The sequence below is a fragment of the Cupriavidus sp. CP313 genome, from assembly GCF_054072015.1.
The window spans coordinates 144,035-163,850 of the sequence record NZ_JBSVZB010000015.1; the positions used below are offsets into that span (position 1 = coordinate 144,035).

The 19,816-nt window shown below is 61.0% G+C and carries 14 protein-coding genes; 9 read left to right on the forward strand and 5 right to left on the reverse strand.

Going from position 1 to position 19,816, the window contains the following annotated elements:
• The first annotated feature begins 110 nt into the window (after positions 1–110).
• The 3 genes from ACW4E8_RS20860 to ACW4E8_RS20870 are packed head-to-tail and all read left to right on the forward strand — an operon-like array spanning position 111 to position 2,435.
• Positions 111–1,094 (forward strand): Bug family tripartite tricarboxylate transporter substrate binding protein, encoded by a 984-nt coding sequence (locus ACW4E8_RS20860; protein ID WP_456806268.1) that lies wholly within the window; start codon positions 111–113, stop codon positions 1,092–1,094.
• Positions 1,087–1,953: a PhzF family phenazine biosynthesis protein gene (locus ACW4E8_RS20865; RefSeq protein WP_456806311.1), complete on the forward strand. Its 867-nt coding sequence runs from the start codon at positions 1,087–1,089 to the stop codon at positions 1,951–1,953. Before ACW4E8_RS20860 ends, ACW4E8_RS20865 begins: the two co-directional genes overlap by 8 nt.
• Complete coding sequence (locus ACW4E8_RS20870) at positions 1,950–2,435, forward strand: RidA family protein (protein ID WP_456806269.1); 486 nt, start codon at positions 1,950–1,952, stop codon at positions 2,433–2,435. The genes ACW4E8_RS20865 and ACW4E8_RS20870 overlap by 4 nt, the downstream gene beginning before the upstream one ends.
• Before the next feature lie 17 nt (positions 2,436–2,452).
• Here ACW4E8_RS20870 and ACW4E8_RS20875 read toward each other — a convergent pair whose 3' ends face one another.
• Positions 2,453–3,223, reverse strand: coding sequence for a helix-turn-helix domain-containing protein (locus ACW4E8_RS20875; RefSeq protein WP_456806270.1), 771 nt, complete (start codon positions 3,221–3,223; stop codon positions 2,453–2,455).
• 332 nt (positions 3,224–3,555) lie between these two features.
• On the opposite strand from ACW4E8_RS20875, the gene ACW4E8_RS20880 reads away from it, so the two are divergent.
• A complete protein-coding gene (locus ACW4E8_RS20880; protein ID WP_456806271.1) occupies positions 3,556–3,777 on the forward strand; it encodes a hypothetical protein in 222 nt (73 codons plus the stop codon).
• 216 nt (positions 3,778–3,993) lie between these two features.
• Here the strand turns inward: ACW4E8_RS20880 and ACW4E8_RS20885 are convergent, their stop codons facing one another.
• Entirely contained in the window at positions 3,994–8,043 is a 4,050-nt protein-coding gene (locus tag ACW4E8_RS20885) for a BTAD domain-containing putative transcriptional regulator (protein WP_456806272.1), read from the reverse strand.
• A gap of 391 nt (positions 8,044–8,434) precedes the next feature.
• Here ACW4E8_RS20885 and ACW4E8_RS20890 point away from each other — a divergent pair, with 391 nt between their 5' ends.
• Positions 8,435–9,379: a hypothetical protein gene (locus ACW4E8_RS20890; RefSeq protein ID WP_456806273.1), complete on the forward strand. Its 945-nt coding sequence runs from the start codon at positions 8,435–8,437 to the stop codon at positions 9,377–9,379.
• Positions 9,380–9,747: 368 nt separating this feature from the next.
• On the opposite strand, the gene ACW4E8_RS20895 is transcribed toward ACW4E8_RS20890, so the two are convergent.
• Together ACW4E8_RS20895 and ACW4E8_RS20900 are read right to left on the reverse strand one after the other, a co-directional pair.
• A complete protein-coding gene (locus tag ACW4E8_RS20895; RefSeq protein ID WP_456806274.1) occupies positions 9,748–10,539 on the reverse strand; it encodes a transcriptional regulator in 792 nt (263 codons plus the stop codon).
• 552 nt (positions 10,540–11,091) lie between these two features.
• Positions 11,092–11,304 carry a hypothetical protein gene (locus ACW4E8_RS20900; protein WP_456806275.1) on the reverse strand — a complete coding sequence of 71 codons (213 nt, stop codon included), beginning with the start codon at positions 11,302–11,304 and terminating at the stop codon, positions 11,092–11,094.
• A gap of 815 nt (positions 11,305–12,119) precedes the next feature.
• On the opposite strand from ACW4E8_RS20900, the gene ACW4E8_RS20905 reads away from it, so the two are divergent.
• Complete coding sequence (locus ACW4E8_RS20905) at positions 12,120–13,367, forward strand: hypothetical protein (RefSeq protein WP_456806276.1); 1,248 nt, start codon at positions 12,120–12,122, stop codon at positions 13,365–13,367.
• Positions 13,368–13,709: 342 nt separating this feature from the next.
• On the opposite strand, the gene ACW4E8_RS20910 is transcribed toward ACW4E8_RS20905, so the two are convergent.
• Entirely contained in the window at positions 13,710–14,984 is a 1,275-nt protein-coding gene (locus tag ACW4E8_RS20910) for an MFS transporter (protein WP_456806312.1), read from the reverse strand.
• A gap of 698 nt (positions 14,985–15,682) precedes the next feature.
• Here ACW4E8_RS20910 and ACW4E8_RS20915 point away from each other — a divergent pair.
• From ACW4E8_RS20915 to ACW4E8_RS20925, 3 genes are read left to right on the forward strand one after another with little or no spacing between them, the layout of a single operon-like run.
• Positions 15,683–16,822: a polysaccharide biosynthesis/export family protein gene (locus ACW4E8_RS20915; protein ID WP_456806277.1), complete on the forward strand. Its 1,140-nt coding sequence runs from the start codon at positions 15,683–15,685 to the stop codon at positions 16,820–16,822.
• Positions 16,819–17,256 (forward strand): low molecular weight protein-tyrosine-phosphatase, encoded by a 438-nt coding sequence (locus ACW4E8_RS20920; protein ID WP_456806278.1) that lies wholly within the window; start codon positions 16,819–16,821, stop codon positions 17,254–17,256. Before ACW4E8_RS20915 ends, ACW4E8_RS20920 begins: the two co-directional genes overlap by 4 nt.
• A gap of 11 nt (positions 17,257–17,267) precedes the next feature.
• A complete protein-coding gene (locus ACW4E8_RS20925; protein WP_456806279.1) occupies positions 17,268–19,532 on the forward strand; it encodes a polysaccharide biosynthesis tyrosine autokinase in 2,265 nt (754 codons plus the stop codon).
• Positions 19,533–19,816: the final 284 nt, after the last annotated feature.

Below are 19,816 nucleotides of genomic sequence, written 5' to 3' on the forward strand. Positions count from 1 at the left end.
TTCCAAGCGCCCCGGCGCGTGCGCATTTCGGATGGCTGAAAGTCGCATTCCGGTTCGTAGCCCGCCCGACACGTTCGTAAACTCCATGCATTCCAACAAGCGGAGTGCACATGTCCATCCTGTCCATTTCAACGCGCAACGCCCGCTGCGCCGTGCTGGCGGCCGCGGCCGCAGCAAGTTGCGTCGCCGCGTATGCGGAAACCTGGCCATCAAAGCCGATCACCGTGGTCGTGCCATTTCCGGCTGGCGGCGGTACCGATCTGGTGGTTCGCTCCATCCAGCCGCTGTTGCAGCGCGAGCTCGGCCGCCCCATCGTGATCGACAATCGCAGTGGCGCAGGCGGCACGCTTGGGTCTGCCTATGTCGCGCGGGCTGCGGCCGATGGATATACGGCCGGCGTGGTCACGACGAGCACGCACGCGGTAAGCGTCGCCCTATATCCAAAGCTGACGTACAACCCGGCGAAGGACTTCGCCTATGCCGGATTCATTGGCACGTCGCCTTATGTGCTGGCCGTCAACAACACCTTGCAGGTGGCGGATGCCAAGGCGCTTGTCAGCAGACTGAAGGCCGACAAGGCGCAGCACAGCTTCGGTTCGGTTGGTGTCGGCACCGTGTCGCACCTGATGGGCGAGCAGTTTCAGAAACTCGTCGCCGTGCCGATGGTTCACGTCCCGTATCGCGGTGCGGCGCCTGCGTACACTGATCTGATTGGTGGACAGGTGCAAATCATGTTCGACAATCCGGTGGGACTGGCGCCATACATCAAGGCACACAAGATTGCCGCCATTGCCGTGACCGCTCCGACACCGCTGCTGCCCGATGTACCGACGTTCGCCAGCCAGGGCGTGCCAGGCTTCGAGCAGCAACTGTGGTATGGCATCGCCTTTCCCAAGGGAACGCCCGCTGCGATCGTCGATCGCTTCAATGCAGCACTGAACAAGGTGCTCTCTGACAATGCGGTCGTCGCCGATCTATCGAGCAAAGGTGTGACGGCGCGCCCCGGTACACCCGCCGCACTGCAGGCCGCGGTTCAAGCAGACATCCCGTACTGGGGCAAGATTGCCAGTTCCGTGGGAGCTACAGGTGAGTAATGTCAGTCTGATCCGGGTTTTTGTACGCGATGGGCGAGGCGGCAATCCGGTGCCGCTGGTCTCCGATGCCCGAGGCATGAGCGCGGCGGAAATGCGAAGGGTTGCTGCCGCATATGGGCACGAGTCCGCCTTTGTATTGCCGAGTGATATCGGTTGCGACTGGCGTTTCCGATTCTTCGTTCCGCAGCACGAGATGGAGATGTGCGGCCACGCCACCGTGGGCACGCTGTGGGCGTTGCGCCAATGGGGCCGCTGGACGACCCCGGCGGTGCGCATCGAGACGCTGAGTGGCATCGTGCTGGCGTATTGGGACGATGCGCTGCAATCCGTTTGGATCTCGCAGCCGGCGGTGCGTACCCAGGCGCTGGACGCCGGGGCATCGGGCCGAGTGGCGGCGCAACTTGGTTTTCCAGCCGGTACGTATGCGGCCACCAATGCCGCGACGAGTCGCGTCAAGACGCTCATCGCCTTGCCTTCCGTGGCGGTGCTCGACGGCTTGCAACCGGACTTCTCGACCATGGAGTCGCTCTGCGCATCGATCGGCTCGACCGGGCTCTATCCCTATGCATTTGGCGTATCGAAAGCGGACGGCCGACCCGTGATCCATGCGCGGCAATTTCCAAAGTCGTCCGGCTATCCCGAGGATGCCGCCACCGGCATAGCCGCGGCTGCCTTATGGGGCTTTCTGAACCAGGCGGGTGAACTGGCTGGCCCTGATGGAAAGGTGTCTTCCATCGCGGTCTGGCAAGGCGATGCCATGGGCAGCCCCACGGAAATCCTCGTGGCGCCGCGCCATACGGATTCGGGCGAGCCTGACGGATGCTGGCTCAGCGGCAGCGTGACTTGGAGCGATGCGTGACGGACAGCTCCCCCGAGGCGCGGCTTGCCGCAGCCGGATTCACGTTGCCCGAAGTGTCAAGTCCACGTGGCAGCTATGCGCCGTATTGCGCGATCCAGGTCGGCACATCGCAATGGGTGTCGATTGCCGGTCAGGTATGCCGGCGGAACGGCGTGGCCATGGCGGGCCAATGCCGGAGCGACGATGATCTGGAACTCGCCGGCCATGCCGCCGAAGTATCGGTGCTGAATGCACTGGCCATACTGCGGCTGGCTTGCGACGGCGAGTTGTCGCGCGTGATACAGATCGTTCGCCTGCGTGGCTTCATCCGCGCGGCACCGGACTTTACACGACATGCGGCAGTGCTCGATGCGGCCTCGGCGGTTATGCGCGCAGCATTCCCCGGTCAGCCGCTGCCGGCACGCAGCGCGCTTGGCGTGGCCAGCTTACCGGACCGGGCTTGGACGGAGATTGAGGTCGACGCCATTGTGATGACGGCCTGAAGGCGTCGGCAGCTAGGCTACGACGGCGCCGGCACCTCGCGCAGCAGCCGGTGCAGATGCCCGCTGGAGGCAAAGCCGAGATCCATGCTGACGCAGGCGGCGGACCGGCCTCCTGCAATCAGCTTGCGTGCGTGCTCGGCCAGAATACGACGCCGTACGGTCACGGGCGTCGCGCCGAACTCGATCTGACAGGCGCGCTGCAAATGTCGGATCGAGATGCCCAGTTCGCCGGCCACGGTATCGATCGATGGCAAGGGCATGTCGCGTTCGAGCGCCGCATGGAAGCGCTGGACCATGCGCAGAGCGACGGACGCCGGCTCTTCGGGCATCGCCAGCGGCCGGCTCGTCATGATCTGCGCCACGATGGCGCGCACGAGCCAGGACGCGCTGGTGAATGAGATCGTAGGCGCGAGCAGCGCCTCAAGCATCGCGATCGTCGCGGTGTCCAGGTGCATGGCGCCGAACCGTAGGCACGCGGGCAGGCGATCGGGCGGCAGATAGAGTTCCCCGTGCTGCTGAAGGCCGTGCTCGGATGCCGTCAGGTGCGACGTCGACGCATGCAGCAGTACAGCGGTACCGCGCACCAGCGAAGCGGCATGCAGTGCGTCTGGCTCGCCGGACGAATCGTTCCAGACCGTCCTGAGCCTGCCCATGCGCGGCCACAACAGCATGCCGCAGTCGTGGACGTGCCAGGCTCGGCGAAAAGCAGGCTGTCGGCTGTCATGCAGGGCGAATCCATGCTCGGCGGTCAGGTGAAGTTTGGGAGACAGGTGAGGATCGTTGGTCATCGCAGGCGTTCCGGCAGTCACAGGCGGAATGCCACCGATAATACGCCGTTCCGTGGACCGGGGGCAGCGGAGCGCTAAATCGGCGGAGCCGCGCACGCCCTGTTATGGCAACAGTCTCGTTTCCAGTTCCGACGTAGTGCGTGACTCGGCCATCGACGACGTGCCGACCGTCGCTTTGCGACCCGTAGCGACCGTAGGTCGAGCCGGTTGCCGAGGTGCGCACCCATGTCTTCGTTGGTTTTTAACCGTCAGCAGTGTCGGCTTGCGCACAGACCGCCTGCCGCACGCGCCGCAAACTACTTCGAATCTGTCCAACCCGCCAGGAGGCACAGATGAAACAGGTATCACTGACCATTCCAGAAATTGGATTGATTGCCGGAACACGGGCGGCAGGCGCTGCGGGCCTCGCACTGTTGCTCAGCGACCGACTGAATCCGGAACAACGCCGCGCCGTCGGCTGGACGCTGCTCGCAGTAGGGGTCATCACCACAGTGCCGTTGGTCGCGCAAGTGTTTGGGAAACGTCAGCCATACAAGAGCCCCGACGAGAAGTGAAGTAATGGTGCGAGGGCCAGAGCCAAAAATTGACGAGCTTGACGACCGACCAGTGCTGGCTGGCAAGCGACCTCCGCCAGTTGCGAGCCGACTGGATCTTCCCGACCCTGAGCGGCCTTTCGCAAGACTGCCCAACAAAAGGCCGATGCCGAAGCTCTTCGGCCGTCGATGTCTGCGCGGCGCGCGGCAGCGCTCGCAGCGGCAAGTAGCCTTGCGCTAGCGATTCTTCAGTTCAGCCAGGAGCGTCTGGGCGGTGCGCACATCGGTGAGGACACTTCCTTCCCTGATGTTGTCGCAGGCGGGCTGTAGCACGGCGTATGCATGCTGCATGTCGCCCGCCGCTGCCAACTGACGGGCAAGGCTGATCGCCGCCCGAAGCCCGGGAAGACCCGCGCCCTGTCTTTGTGCAACGGCGATTGCCTCGTGAAGGGTCGCTAGTGCTTCGTTTCGTTGCATGGGGTGCCGAGTCGCAAGCAATTCGCCTTTCAGGCGCAGCATTTCCGATAGCTGGAAGCGTCCGCCATGACGATTGACAGCGGCGAGCGCCCGATCGATCTCGACGAGCCCTGCCTCTGGTTTGCCCGCGCGGCCAAGCGCCTCGCCAAGCAGCGCATTGAAGTATGGCAGCCCCATTTCCGCACCGGTTGCGCTGATTGCTGAAATTCCCTCCCGCATCCTTTCTATGCCTTCGTCGAGATCGCCCATTTGCGCCAGCGACCAACCCAGCTGAAACTTACCTTGCGACCGCAGCAACGGCAACATGTACTCATCGCAAACTGCAATTTCCCGCGCAGCCCACTGCTTCGCCAGTTCTGGCTCGCCCCGCAAGATATGTGCGAAGCTGCGTGCCCAATAGGCCAAAGCGGTCGTCAGTGGATGACAGAGTTCTTGCGCTAGCCCCAGCGCCTCGTCGCAGATCGACAGTGATTTGTCCGGGTACCCACGCAGGCACTGAACCAGCGCGGTGAAGCACCGGCAGCACACACCAGGATCATGTCCTGAGTATTTGAATGTCAGCGCGTGGTCTCGCCCTCGCTCGTAAAGGGCCATTCCGCTTCTGCTATGAAACTCTGAAGCAGCATATTCCCCCATGAAAAAGCTGTTCGTCCAGAAAAGATGATGCGTCTCGATTTGCATCCCGGGATCATGCGAGCCCGCGGTCAGAGCTGTGCACCGGTTGCCAAGTTCACGGGCGAGTTCCGACTCACCACGGATCATCCGATACTGTCCTTCTCCCCGCAGTACGGTGAACAGTTCGCTCTCGTCTCCAAGCTCCTCGCAGAGCGCCCTTGCTCGCGTATACGCGTCAAGGACTTCTTTTGCCGCCCAACCCTTCGCTGCCATCATGGTCACGCCAAGGACCTTTTGATACTCGAGCTCTTGCCTGAGCAGCGCAGGAGAACGAGGCAACATCCGGATGATCTCGAGTCCTCTGTTCAGGTGATCAACGGCCTGCTGATACGCGAACCGCTGCAGCGCCTTGCCCGCGGATTGGTACAGATAGTGAACAGCCTTGTCCCAAAGTTCGCCAGCAAGCGCGTGATGCGCGAGGAGTTCGACATGCTCGTCAAGACGTTGCGTGTAAAGTTGCTCGATGACACCCACAAGCTGCACGTGAATAGGGCGTCTTCGCTCCTTGAGTACGCTTGCATATGCGACTCGATGCGTGAGCGCATGCTTGAAGGTATATTGCTGATGCGGCAACAAGCGGGTCTGATAGAGGAATTCAGCCGCTTGCAGATCGGCGAGCAGATCGAGTAGCCGCTCGCGATCGAGATCGGCTATCGGCTCAAGAAGATCGACGGGAAATTCATGACCGATCACGGCCGCCATCTGCAGAAGGGCCTTCTGCTGCGCGGACAGGCGATCGATCCGCGAAGCGAGAACTGCATGCACAGTTGACGGAATATCGAACGTGTCTATCGTTCGCGCTATCTGGTATGCGCCTTTTTGGCCAACCAGTGCGCCCGAATCTGCGAGCGCACGAACGGACTCTTCCAGGAAAAACGGTGTGCATCCCGTGCGCTCGATCAGGTGACGCCTAAGGGCGGAAAGCTCGCTGCCGTCGCCGAGCAGCGACTGCAGCAGCTGCTTCGCGCCTTCGGTGCCGAGACTGTCCACGTGCAGCTGGGCAAAATAGCTCTTGCCAGACCATGTGTGCCGATACTCGGGTCGATGGGTCACGAGAAGCATCACGCGTGACGCACCGATGAAGTCGACGAGATGATCGAGCACGGCCTGCGTGCCCTCATCGATCCAGTGCAGATCCTCGACAACGAGGATCGATGGGCTGTGCTCACTCGCTCGGATCATGAGAGAGGCAATCGCTTCGAGTGTGCGCTTGCGCCTTTGCGGCGGAGTCGCCATGTCCCATTGCGGATCATCCGGCGGTAGGTCCAGCATTGCAGCCAGCGCAGGACACGTCCAGGCGAGCGCCGGGTCGACCGCGTCGACGCCGCGACGAAGCTTCTCGGCGGCCTCATCCAGTGTGTCATGCGTCCCGATGCCGAACCACGTCCGGAGCAGATTGGCCAGCGGAAGATAGATGGCGCTCGTGTCGCGCGATGTCGCGCCCGTTTCGAATTTTGTCCACCCGGCCGCCTGTTCCGAGTTGACAAACTCATGCACGAGGCGAGACTTTCCCACGCCCGGTTCCCCGACGACGGCGCATACCTGGCCAGCGCTGCGTCCGGCACGCGCAAGCATCCCCTGCAAACTAGCCATCTCCGTGTCGCGGCCGACAAAATGCGTGAGGCCGCGTACGGTACGAGCGTTCCAGCGAAGACGCAACTCGGACTTTGTCCCCAGCGTGAAGATCTCGAGGGGGGGCGTCGCACCAGGAAGCGATCTCGCGCGAAGATCTGAAAGTTCGATGAACCCTTCGGCACATCTCGCCGTGTCTGCGCTCACGCCGATCTCTCCGGCCGCGAGCGCGACATCGATCTGATTCGCGAGCTGCGGTACGGAGCCGAGCGCGTCATAGTGCTGCGACCCCTCGTCGCCAATCGTCCGGACGACAGCCTCGCCGGAATGTACGCCAATCCGCACATCCAGGGATCGCTCAATGAGTGCCGAAATGCGTGCGCGCATCGCGAGCGCTGCATAACAGGCTTCCACCGCATGCTCTTCGTGTGCGACGGGCGCTCCAAATAGTGCTGTGACACCATCGCTTCTGAGTTGGGTGACGAGGCCGCCGAATCGCTGAACAGAGTCGACCATTGCCTTCAACACAGCGTCGACGCGCTCAAGTGCCGTCTCGTGATCGATGACGCTGATGGGTTCGCGCACGCGGGCGCAGAGCACACTCAGATGCTTGCGCTCCGCCGGCAATGCCGTTGCGCTATCCGCTGCGTAACCAGCGCGCGACGCAATCCCGGACTGCTTAGCCGGTTCCCCGACAGCCACGGCCGGACCTGCAGGCTCTCTAGCCCCGCCTGAATCCTGCTGGATTTGAGCAGCCAGACGTTGAGTGCTCTCGGCCGGGGCAATGCCGAGTTCGGTATTGAGCACTCGGACGCATTCCTGGTACTGGCGGACAGCAGCGTTCCGGCGTCCCGTCCTCGCATACAGCCTCATAAGCAGCGCATGGGCCCATTCGAGTGACGGGTCCAAGGCCAATACTCTGCTTGCCGTCGCAATTGCACGATCAAATTCGCCAGATTGTTCGTAATGGCCGACGAGTTCGGTGAACACTTCCACGGCGCGCTCATGAAACCAGCGACGCTCGATGATCATCCACTGCTCGAACGGTTCTTCACGAAGGCTGAAACCATCGAGTAGGGCGCCCCGATAGAGTGCAACGGCTTTCGACAGGGAATCAGGAGATCGTTCAGTCGCGAGGCTCGTGAATTGCAGCGCGTCGACTTCCACGAACTGTCCGTCAAGCCATATGGCATCCGGCTCCGCGTTCAAGATTGGGGGCGCGTTCGGCAGGACCCGGCGCAAGCTCGACAGAGTCTGCCGCAAACTGGCCCTTGCCTGCTCTTCCGCACTGCGCTCCCAAAGCACGCTTGCCAGTTGCTCTCGCGACCGCAGCATCCCCGGCGACAGGGCAAGGTAGGCCAGGATGGCCTTGCTCTTCCTGGTGGGAAAAGCAAGCGATCCATGCTGCCCGGCAAGCCGGACTTGAAAGCCTCCGAGGACTTCTATCTTGAGCCGGGCCATGTCGTGCGTGAGGTGAAGCGTCGCTCTCAAAAGTCTAGTCCGCCCGGCGCGACTTTCACGCATCAATGAAGACTGCCCTCCAGCCCGTCTTTTGTAGGTCACTTCTTCAGGTTCATCTCGTCCTGAAAAGGGTCGGGGTAGGCATAAGCGTGGTTGCTGACTCGAATCCGGCCTCATGTGCAGGCTACCCGGCAAGATGCGGCCGCTTTCATGAGAAATTTTTTTTACGGCGTTTTTACGCGGCCCCGCCCGCAGTTCACGGATTGATGACGTCAGGCAACGATAGTTGGAATCGTGATGTTGCCGTACTCCAAACGTGGCTTACCCGTTCGAAAAGATGGGAATTCCAGGCGGCACCATCACGTATGCCAGGCGGCAGATCACGAACCCCAGTGCCTCAAACCGCCGCCCGGCGTTCGAACCGTGCAAGGTGGAAGGACAGTCGTCGCTCGCGGCGGCCACGGGACGTGTGACGTATTGAAGGAGCGTTTCAATGGAAATCATGACTGATGGGCATAGGGTGACTACTACCAACCGCTACGCCAAGTGCATCGCAGCATCCAAGCGTGTCCGCTGGGACATCGACCGCGACGTAATTCGCGGCCGAAGCTTCGATTTCACGAAGAAGTTCTTGCCAGACGCTCTATCAAAGGTCGATTCTCTCGCCTTTCTCGGTCACGACGAGCAGCGTCTGCTCAGCCAGATTCAGGGCCGTACGTACTCGAACATGTTCGGTCTCGTCGAACGCTTCATCGCGGCGAAGGTACTGGAGATGAGCGGCCCATACCGACTCGGCGATCAGAGCGCGCTTGAAGCACTTATCCGGTTCAGTGATGAGGAAATCAAGCATCAGGAGCTATTCCGCCGCATCGAGCGCATGTGCGCCGAAGGCATGCCAGCTGGTTATTCGTTCTTGCCGGACGCAAATAGTGTGGCCTCGTTCGTCCTGGCAAAGTCCACCTGGGCAGTGCTCGCTCTAACCTGTCACATCGAACTCTTCGTGCTGGCGCACTATCGAGGCAGCATCGACGGCGACATGAATTCCTCTGAACTATGGAAAGACGTCTTTCTCTATCACTGGCGCGAGGAATCACAGCATGCGATTCTCGATGAAATGGAATGGCAACGCGAAGATGCGAGGCTTTCGCCTGAAGAACGTGACGCAGCTGTCAACGATCTGATCGAATTGGTCGCCGCCGTGGATGGCATTCTGCAAACTCAGGCTAATGCGGACGCAGACTACTTTGCGATGATCTGCCCACGATCGCTGTCGATGGCTGACAAAGATTCCGTGCGCATCGGCCTGCTTGCCGCATACAGGTGGCAATACATCATTTCCGGAGTGCAGGAGCCCCGCTTCAGTCAGGCTCTCAGTGGCATGATCACCGGGAGCCAGCTATCCAGAATCGAAACTGCGATGGCACCGATCATGAACTAGCGTGCGCGATATTAGGGGCTGCGAACTACACGTTCGCAGCCGCTAAGCATCGTGAGCTTCGCGACGAAAAGGCGGAGCCGCGACTATGTGGGGACAAGTTGGACAGCGTGCTTGCCAATCGGGGTATGAAAGTCCGCTAGCTTGGCGGGAGCCGACGTTCGAACGTCCGAGGGAACGCCGGGACCAACGACACTTCGTGGCCGGCAACCGCCGTTGCCCTTCGTCCAGGCTTGGCTAGCAACGGATGCCGGCAGCACGTAAGACCAGGAAGAGCGTGAGGCCAGCGTTGCCGGGGCCCAAGATAGGCCACGATAACGGGGTCCTTTATCGCGACTCGTGATGGCGGATTCCCTTGGCATACACCCATACTAGGCGAAGGATTCACGAGTGCCCGCCTGAGCGTGTTCGCTCCTGGGAAACACTGGCCGAGCACGTTCCTCCGTATGGCAACCAGCCGCGTCGGCAGGCAGCTGGCTCCTCCGGTATGGATCGGGCAAGACCTCCAGTTGCGCCCACGGGGCGTTGTCGACGGGATCGAGATCGAGGCAGTGTTTGAAGTCGCTCGCTGCCAGGCGCGTGCCTAGAAGCTTGCCAAACGCATCGAGCTGGACCTGCGAGATCAGTCCTGCGCTGCCGCCGAGCGCTGGGCAGATGATCCACGTCGTGCCGTCCTTGGCGAAGATGCGCAAGCGCCTGACTTGGTCGGCCGGCTGGATTGCGAGCTCTTCGCCGGCGAGCCCGCCTAGCGAGAAGGCTTCGAGGTATTCGTCGGTATGGCGATGGCCCAGGCAAACGACCACCTTCGGTCGCCAGCGGGCGCAGGTCTTCGCGAGAAACCGGAAGCGTTCGCCATGCCGGCACAGATCCTCGTAGCGCGTCTGTGGGACGAGTTCGGGCTGGCCTCGGAACGCTTTGGACCAAGGCGTTCGTCCATCGAGTTGGGCAGGCAGTGGAAACAAGCTGAGCCTGAACTCGGCGCCCCCGGGCGCGTACAGATGGCGCCAGTAGTATTGTTCCCAGTCGTTGTCCGCGAGCCGAACGCGCAGTGCTTCAGCCCGCGCGGCGGCCATGATGCGGGCAATGTACTGATGGCTGAGCCACTTGCCCATGTTTTCCCGCTGCTGGTGGCGGAACACGGCGTCCCAGGCGGGCGGCGCCACACGCGGCTGCAGCGGCGCGACAAGGGGCTCCGACCAGGCGCGCGGGCTTCTGTCGCATATCCAGACGGGAGCTCCTGGGTTGCCTCCTTCCATCCCCACGTACGATGCAAAATAACGATCCAGTTCCTGACGCGCGAATACCCCTGAATGCCGCATATTATCCCTTGCTGCCTGGTGGGACCCCATACATCCAATGCCGCAGCATGCCGCCGCCTCTGGGGCGTGCGTGCCACTGTGGTCGTTTAAAAACTCTTTCTGCGGGCGGGGTACGAACGGGATCAGTGCGCCCTCGCGGGCGGCATCCTTGTGCCGACGGGATCTCGGTATAATGGCCCGCCCGCTGCCATGTCACCGGTAATTGCTAGTCGTTCCTTAATACCGGCGATATCTGGTCGCCTGCGTAATCACAGGGCCAGGCCAGTACCCGCATGCCGCGCTGCCAGAAATGCAGCCGCGTCGCTTCCGATGATGAAAAGCAATGTCGACTGAATAAGAAAATGCAAGGTGGCCCTTTCGTGGGTCCAGGCTATATCCGTTCTTATGTGATTGTTGTCACTGACGCAAACTGATACTACTTTTGTATTGCCTGAGCATTACCCGCATATCGATAGCACGCGCCAAGGAGGCAAAATCAAGATCTCTCGAAACGCGCAACCATGCGGTATTCCAGCCCGGCTGCATTCTTATCCCCGATTCCTCTGCAATTGAGGTCAATTTAACCAAACCTGCCGGAAATAGGAATTCCAATCTTTTAAGGTCTGACATAAGTGGCTTTGCTGCGCTGCGATATTTCTGAGGTTGCCTGCTTTTTATCCCCTCCACGGAGGGGATAAAAATGCGGACGCCTGAACGTAGTGCGCTCTGCGATCCATGCAAGCGTGGCTCAATATCTGAACGCCTGGCACCACATCACAGCGGTGGTGTGACTGGCGCCTCGACCTACGCCGTCAGTTTTCAGAATTTCTGGTTTCTACCGGTCCACCATCGGTCGGGGCTGTCCCGCCAGGCGGGAACAAACTTATGCCACGGGCGAGCCCTGGCTGACTCAATTCCTCAGTATCCGGCGGCGGCACAACATGGCAAGCGGTCGCGCCCGCTGTGCCTGTGCGGCTATTTCAGCAACGTGGAGCTTCGCCGCGACCTGCATATGCGATTCAATCGCGGTGAGTCGGCATACTCGACGACGTTTCATTTGCTATACATACTTTTGCCGGTCGTTTTGGCCTAATACTTTTTCACTAGCTGTTTAGCGCGCCGCACCCCGCTCCAGTGGGGATTGATAGCATTTTCAGGGCGCTGGATACCGGTGGCCGCAGTGCCTGCCGGAGCCTCCAAAAACTACCCTCCATGGTCGGCAATGCCTTGTCCCTCAAGGCTTTGCGAGAGTCCCGAAGCCCCGAGGCGAAAGCGAAACGCGATTACCGGCATCTTCCTGAGCACCAGCGGCGCGGCACGTGCGCACCTTGTCCATAGAGCTGATTTTCCATTCCAATTCCGCCAGCTAGATTGACCTCAGCGTTGGCGCTCGCCAAAGCCATCGACTTCTATGTGCTTAAAAGCCGGGGAAAGGGGGTTCATCCATGAAACGCATCCATATGAAGCTGGCGGCCTTGCCGCTCGCCTGTCTCGTCATCACGGTCGCCGGTTGCGGGGGAGGCGGAGGCGACTCGACGTCTACCACTGCCGCCACCACAGCACCAGGCACCGGAACGTCAACGTCAACGCCGACGTCACCCACGTCACCCACGTCGCCAACAACGCAGACCGCGGCCAGCAGCGCCATGCTGTCGGGTACTACCGATCCCGGGCCCGAGATCGGTAAAGACGGGGACTTCTACCTGAATACCGTGACCTGGATGCTGTTCGGGCCCAAGGCAAACGGCGTGTGGCCGGCAGGGGTTTCGGTAGCGGGTACCGGCAATACCGGGACGGCCGGGAACACCATCCTGTCCGGCTCGGTCGATCCGACCGACAGCGTCGGCAACAATGGCGACTACTACATCAATACCACCACCTCGACCCTGTTCGGGCCCAAGGCAAACGGCACGTGGCCGCCGGGCGTCCAGATGGGTGGCGGCACCGGGTCGGGCACCGGCGGCGGCGTCGTCCTGACGGGCGCGGGGGCGCCAGCCAACAGTGTCGGCAACAATGGCGACTACTACCTCGACACCAACACCTGGACGCTGTATGGGCCCAAGGCCAATGACGTGTGGCCGGCAGGGGTCACGCTGGTCACTCAGCCGGGCGGCAGCGGCGGCACCGGCGGCACTGGTGGCGGCACTGCAGGCAATGGCGGTCACATCCTGTACGGCAGCGGTGCGCCGACCGACGACATCGGCGTCGATGGCGACTTCTATTTCGACACCACGACCGGGACGCTGTACGGTCCCAAGGCGGGCGGCAAGTGGCCGACCTCGGGCGTGACCGCAGGGACAGGCACCGTCTACAACGGCAACTTCAACGTGCCAGACACGCTCAGCCGCGGCAGCTATGCCATGACCGGCGCCGGCGGGGCGGTGCCGTTGCCGACGGACTTCGGTGTCGTGATCCCCTACGATTGCAGCAAGGTCACGCTCACTGCCACCACACTCGGCAAGGTGCAGGGAACGCTGGACATCTCGGTGCACAGGGTGACAGGGTCCGGCGCTTCAGCGACCATCACGCCCCTCAATGATCTGAGCTGCAAAGTCACCAACGGCCTGCAGAACTGCAGTGAGGAGGTGCCGGCCGGTATCGTCAACCACAACGACAAGCTGCAGGTACAGGTCGACAACAACCAGGCCACCGATTGGGGCGGCCTCGCCGTCAACCTCGCCTGCATCAAGTAGGCACGTTGGATGGCGGCGCGCGTCTGGGCCGGGGGGCAGACGCGCGCTTGAGCGGCGGCAGGACACATGGTCCTGCCGCCCTTCTGTTCCCCCATGGAACCTGCCATGGCGAACGACTGTGTACAGCTCGTTTGGGCTGAGGGCGAAAGAAAGAGGGTGTAGGCGCCACAGGGATGCGCCTACACCCTTAAGTTGGCAACGGGGTCGCCGCTTGGCATTGTGCTGCATCGCACCATCAGCGGTACCCCTCAAGCGATGGGAAGCACGAGTGCAGCGTAAAGAAGTGCTCGGCCTGCCTGAGGCGTTGGGGAATTCTGACTGGATCTGCCCCGAGAGGGCGGTTCAGGCTTGTGGACACTGCTCCTTGATCAGCACGACCGCACCGAAACTCAGCAGGCATGTCGCTGCCATATACCAGGCCGCCGACATGGGATTGCCACTCAACTTAATCATGCCCGTCACGATGAACTGCGCGGTGCCGCCAAACAGCGCAACGTTCAGCGCATGCGAAATCGCGGCGCCGCTGGCGCGCACCCGTGCAGGAAATGCTTCGAGCACAAGCAGGGTGCCAACGGCAGCGCCAAGTGCCACCATTGCGCTGATAAGCCCGACGCCAACTAGGACTGGCAGCGTGCCGTCTGCACGCACAATCATCAGGAAGACCGGGAAGACCAGAAGCACTTTGCATCCCGCCGTGAAGAGGGCCAGTGGCTTGCGGCGGGGCAGTCGGTCGATGAGCAGGCCGGACAGCGGCGGGATGACAGTCAGTAGCAGCGCGGACAACGTTGCTGCCAAAAATCCTGTGCTGGCAGGTACGTGCATCACGCGATGCAGGTAGCTTGGCATGTAGTAGACGATGACGTAGACCGGGATCGTTGACCCCATCCTGATCAGGATCGCCAGGAGCATGGTGCTGCGATGCTCGCGCCACAGCTCGACGAGCGGCGTGGCGGCAGCTCTGCCCCTTGTGTCGGCGACCGGCGCCTCGCGAAGCTGGCGGCGAACGTAGATGCCGACGGGCGCGATCAGAAGTCCGATCAGGAACGGAACACGCCAGCCCCAGGAAGCCAGATCCTCCGGCGACATCACCTTCGTGAGAAGGGCGCCCAGGGATGCTCCCAGCAACGCAGCCGCGCCCTGGCTCACGAACTGCCAGCTGACCACGCGGCCACGGCTCGAAGCCGGTCCAGCTTCCATCACGTATGTCGCGGCAACGCCGATTTCGCCGCCGACGGCAAAACCTTGCAGCGCCCGACCGGTGATGACGATGAGCGGCGCAGCCGCACCGATCATTGCAAACGGCGGGCAGAGGGCGATGGCCGCCGTCCCGATGGTCATCAGGACGATGGTTCTCGTCATTGCCGCGCGGCGTCCGAAACGGTCGGCATAGGCACCGATCATCATCGCGCCAAGCGGCCGGATGAGAAAGCCAACGCCAAACGTGCCCACTGCCAACAGCAACGAAGTCAGAGGATCTTCCGCCGGGAAGAACTGGTCTCCGATCATCGCCGCGAAGAATCCGAACACGGTGAAGTCAAACGTTTCCAGTCCACTGACGAGAGACGTTGCGACGACAGTCTTTCGGAGTTCGCTTGTCTGAGTGTCTCCTTCCCCCATCTTCAACCGTCAATGCTCCAATTCATGACTTTCCCCACCTAAGCGTGGGGCCCACTAAAGCAGGGTAAGACCCGGTCCCACCCCCAATCAATAATCAACCCCGGCAAGCCTGACCCCTTGCCTGACCCGTTAGGGTGTAGGCCTCCCTGTGCCTACACCCTTCTTTTTTTTCGCTTTGGCAAATTACGGGAAGAAGGGCGCGAGTATAGAGGCGTCCGGAAATCCGGTGGGCAAGATGCGCCGGATCAGACGATCTTGCAGGCCAGGAACACTGCCGAAAGAACAGCAGCAAGCTGGCTGGCCCGGGACGAAATGCGCAGCGGCATGACGGAATTTCCCACGCTCGACGAGGCACGCATTCTTGCTCGAAATCGCTTCGCGCACATCCCTCCTTTTTGCGGGTCCACTCTTACGTGGGGATAGATAACTCGCTAAAAACGCCATTTGTGCCTTGAAGATGTAGCCGCTGGAGCCATACACTTCGCCGGTCATTCGCGTAATGACGCAGTGCAAAAAGAGCGCGCCACCGCGCCGGGCAACACGAAGCCAACACCGCCAGGTTCAAATCCGCAGGCAGCGCAAACAAGCGGAAAGGCACCAGCGTGTGCCATGTCGGACAAGCGGAATCCCCGCAACACAGCCCGCTCAGGAGACGGCGGACAATGCGGGCCTTCTTGTAACAAGGGAATAATCGAGACGTGCTAAAGCTTTCAAGCAGGCTGACGTTTGGCAGGGCGGTAATGTACCTGGGGATCGTTCCGTTGCTGGCTTCCTGTGCACTCGCACCAGGGATGCGCTTCGACCCGCAGCGACCGCTCGATCCGGAGGACCCGGAATCGGTGCCCAAAATCACGCTCATCACGCCGGCGCTGGTGCGCACGCTGAAGGCCTCCACACAGCCAGCGAACGCTGGGGTGGAGGAGCTGTTCGCAGACCCGAGGCCCTATACCGTGGGCGTGGGCGACATTCTCTCGATCGTTGTGTGGGACCACCCGGAACTGGTGTTTCCCACGCAAACGTACTCGATTGGCACTGCGTACGAGATCCCGAACTACAGCGGCGCGGCCAACGTGCCGGGCTACGTCGTAAGTCCCGCGGGCACCATCCAGTTTCCTTATGCCGGTGTGGTCAAGGTTCTCGGTCGCACGCCGGACGAGATTCGCGGACAGTTGAGCACCCAGCTCAAGCCTGTCGTCAACATGCCGCAGGTCACCGTACGCGTGCTCGCCTTCCGCAGCAAGCGCGTCTACATGGACGGCGAAGTCAAGACGCCCGGCCCCCAGAACGTCGACGACGTACCCATGACCCTGGTCGAAGCGCTCAACCGCGCCGGGGGTATCAACGTCCTGACGGGCGACAACAGCCGCATTCGCGTTTCGCGCGAGGGCAAGACCTACGTCGTCAACCTGCCTGCGCTTCTGCAGCAAGGCATCGACCCCGCCCAGATTCTGCTGCGCAACGGCGACATCGTTCGCGTGGAACAACGCGAGGACAGCAAGGTATTCGTGACCGGCGAAGTCGTGCGTCCTGTTGCCGTTCTGCCGCGCAACGGCCGCCTGACGCTCAGCGAGGCCATTGGTGAAGCCGGCGGCGTCAACCCCCTCTCGGCCAACGCCAAGGAACTTTACGTTATCCGCAAGAGCAACGATGGCGAAGCCGAGGTGTTCCACCTCGACGGCAAGTCTCCTGTCTCCTTTGCCCTGGCCGAATCGTTCGAGCTGAAGCCGAGGGACGTCGTCTACGTCGACGCCGCAGGTGTGGTCCGCTGGAGCCGCGTGATCAACCAACTGCTGCCGAGCGGCAACTTCTTCACGTCCACGGCGAACGCGGTCAAATGATCAAGACTGTACTCGTGGTCTGCATCGGCAATATTTGCAGGAGTCCTATGGCGCAGGGGCTTCTCAAGCAGGCATTGCCGGATGCCAACGTCATCTCCGCGGGCCTTGGTGCGCTCACTGGCAAGCCGGCCGACGCGCACGCCATCGCAGTCATGCACGAGATTGGCGTGGATATCACCGGCCATCGGGCCCAGCAACTGAGTCGAGCCATGACGACGCGTGCGGACCTCATTCTCGTGATGGACAACGCGCAGCGGCAAGACATCCAGCACTTGCACCCGGCCACCACCGGTCGTGTCTTCCGCATCGGTGAGCTTGCCGGGTTCGACGTGCCAGATCCCTATCGCGAGGCTCGTCCCGCCTTCGAAAACGTGCTGCAGTTGATCCAACGCGGCGTGGAAGCCTGGGTGCCGCGCATCCAGGCGCTTCGATAACCGATTCAGCAATGCAGATGAACCAGACTCCCCCTCCAGTTGTTGTCGCTGCGCCTCCGGACGACGAGATTGACCTCGTCCGGTACCTTGATGTGCTGATTGCCAGCCGTTGGCTGATTGCATCCATTGCAGGCGTGGTGCTGGCGCTGGGGGTTGCCTATGCATTCCTGGCGCGGCCGGTTTATCAGGCAGATATTTTGGTGCAGGTGGAGGACAGTCCCAATAGTGCAAAAAGCCTGTTGGGGGACGTGTCCAGCATCTTTGACGTCAAGGCGGAAGCCACAGCCGAGATCGAAATTCTTCGTTCTCGCATGGTCGTAGGAAAGGCGGTAGACAACCTGCGACTATACATTTCCGCAGGGCCGAACTATTTCCCTTTTGTTGGCGCGTGGATCGCCAGCCGCGCCAAGGGCTTGTCCGAGCCAGGACTGCTCGGGTTCGGTGGTTTCGCATGGGCCAAGGAGTCGATTGACGTCGAAAAATTTGGCGTACCCGAATCCTTGGAGGGCGAGAGATTCAACCTGATTGCCTTGGGCGAGGGGCGCTACCGTCTGGAGAATTCCAGTCTGGATGCGCCGATCGAGGGACGGGTGGGGCAGCCGCTGACGGCAGAACAGAGCGTGGGTAGCTTCACCCTGCTAGTAAGCGAAATGAAGGCAAAGCCGGGCATTGTCTTCAAGCTCGTACGGAACTCGCACCTACAGACCCTAGAAAGGCTCCAGGACCGACTCAAGATCGCCGAAAAAGGGAAGCAGAGCGGCATCATCAGTGCTTCGCTCGACGGCACCGACCCGAAGCTTACGGCAAGTATTCTGAATGAGATTGGTGAGGAGTACGTCGCACAGAACATCAAGCGCAAAGCCGCTGAGGCTGAGAAATCGCTGACCTTCCTGGGTGACTTGTTGCCCCAGCTCAAGAGCGAACTGGAACGGGCCGAGGTGAAGTACAACGACATGCGCAATAAGCGCAATACGTTCAACCTCAGCGAAGAAGGAAAGGCATTCCTGCAGGAGAGCGTGACCGCCGAGACCAGCCTCCTCGAGCTGAAGCAAAAACGCACAGAATTGCTGACCCGCTTTGCGGTGGGTCACCCAGGCGTGCAGGCGCTCGATCAGCAGATTGCAACGCTGAGTGCGAAGGTGTCAGGTATGGCTTCCCGCATGAAGGCCTTTCCCAATGTAGAACAGGACACCCTGCGCCTGATGCGCGACGTGCAGGTCAACAATGATCTGTACGTAGGCCTACTGAATAATATGCAGCAGCTCAGGCTCGTCAAGGCGGGTAAGGTTGGCAACGTCCGTCTGCTCGACAGTGCTCCGATTCCCGAGGAGCCCATTAAGCCCAAGAAGGGCCTGGTCATCGCGCTTGCGGCTATTCTTGGTGTGCTGATTGGTGTGGTGGTGGCTTTCGTGCGCAATGCGTTGTATGGCGGCATCACGGATTCCCAGGATATTGAACAGCACACCGGTCTGAGCGTCTATGCAACCGTACCTTTGTCGACCGCCCAGGCTTTCCTTACCGAAGAAATCCATCAGCGCAAGCGTGGCAATTTCGTGCTCGCGGAACGTAATCCTAATGAGCCAGCGATTGAAAGTCTGCGCAGCCTGCGCACGGCTCTGCAGTTTGCCATGCTCGACGCAGACAACAAGCGGGCGCTGCTCACGGGTCCCACGCCGGGCGTCGGCAAGTCATTTATCTCGGCCAACCTCGCCGCGGTGATGGCCTCGGGCGGCAAGCGCGTGCTGCTGATTGATGCCGACATGCGTAAGGGCCACCTGAACCAGTATTTTGGCAAGTCCCGAAATAACGGGCTGGCGGACGTGCTGATCGGCAAAGTGAGTTTTGACCAGGCGGTACATCGCGAAGTACTGGAGAACCTGGACTTTCTCAGTACCGGCGGCTTGCCTCCGAATCCGGCTGAGTTGCTGCTCAACTCGCGCATGGTGAAGCTTCTTGATGAGTTGGATCACCAGTACGACCTTGTCCTGATCGATACGCCGCCCGTTCTTGCCGTGTCCGATACCGCGATCCTCGCCGCCCGGTGCGGCACGGTGCTCCTGGTGACGCGGTTCGAGAAGACCACTATCGGCGAAGTGACTGAATCCGCCAAGCAACTGCGCCAGACAAATGCCGATGTGAATGGCGTCGTGTTCAACGGTCTGGATCCGAATGCGTATCGATATGGATATGGATCGAAGTATGGACGGTATCGGTATGCGTACTACGGCTATGCAGCGGATACCACGACAAAGCCGTTGACGGTCGAGAGCAAATGAAGGGCCGTGACCGGTTGAACAGCACAGGTAGGGATCGGGTCCACGTCGGACGCATGTATCGACGGTTGAGCCGGCATTGAGACCGGCCATATATCAGCCAGCTCAAGGAAGCGGGCGAGTTTGAGTGATGGGTGGTAAGCACAGTCGTTGAGCGCATCTGGCTACCGCCTTCCCACCGACCATCCGGACAGCAGGATCGGCTGCTGAAGCGGCAATCGAGCTGTCCGGAGGGAATTCTCCATTACAGGGAAAAGCCGTCGCCACCTGGCGGCGCGTCCTCTCAC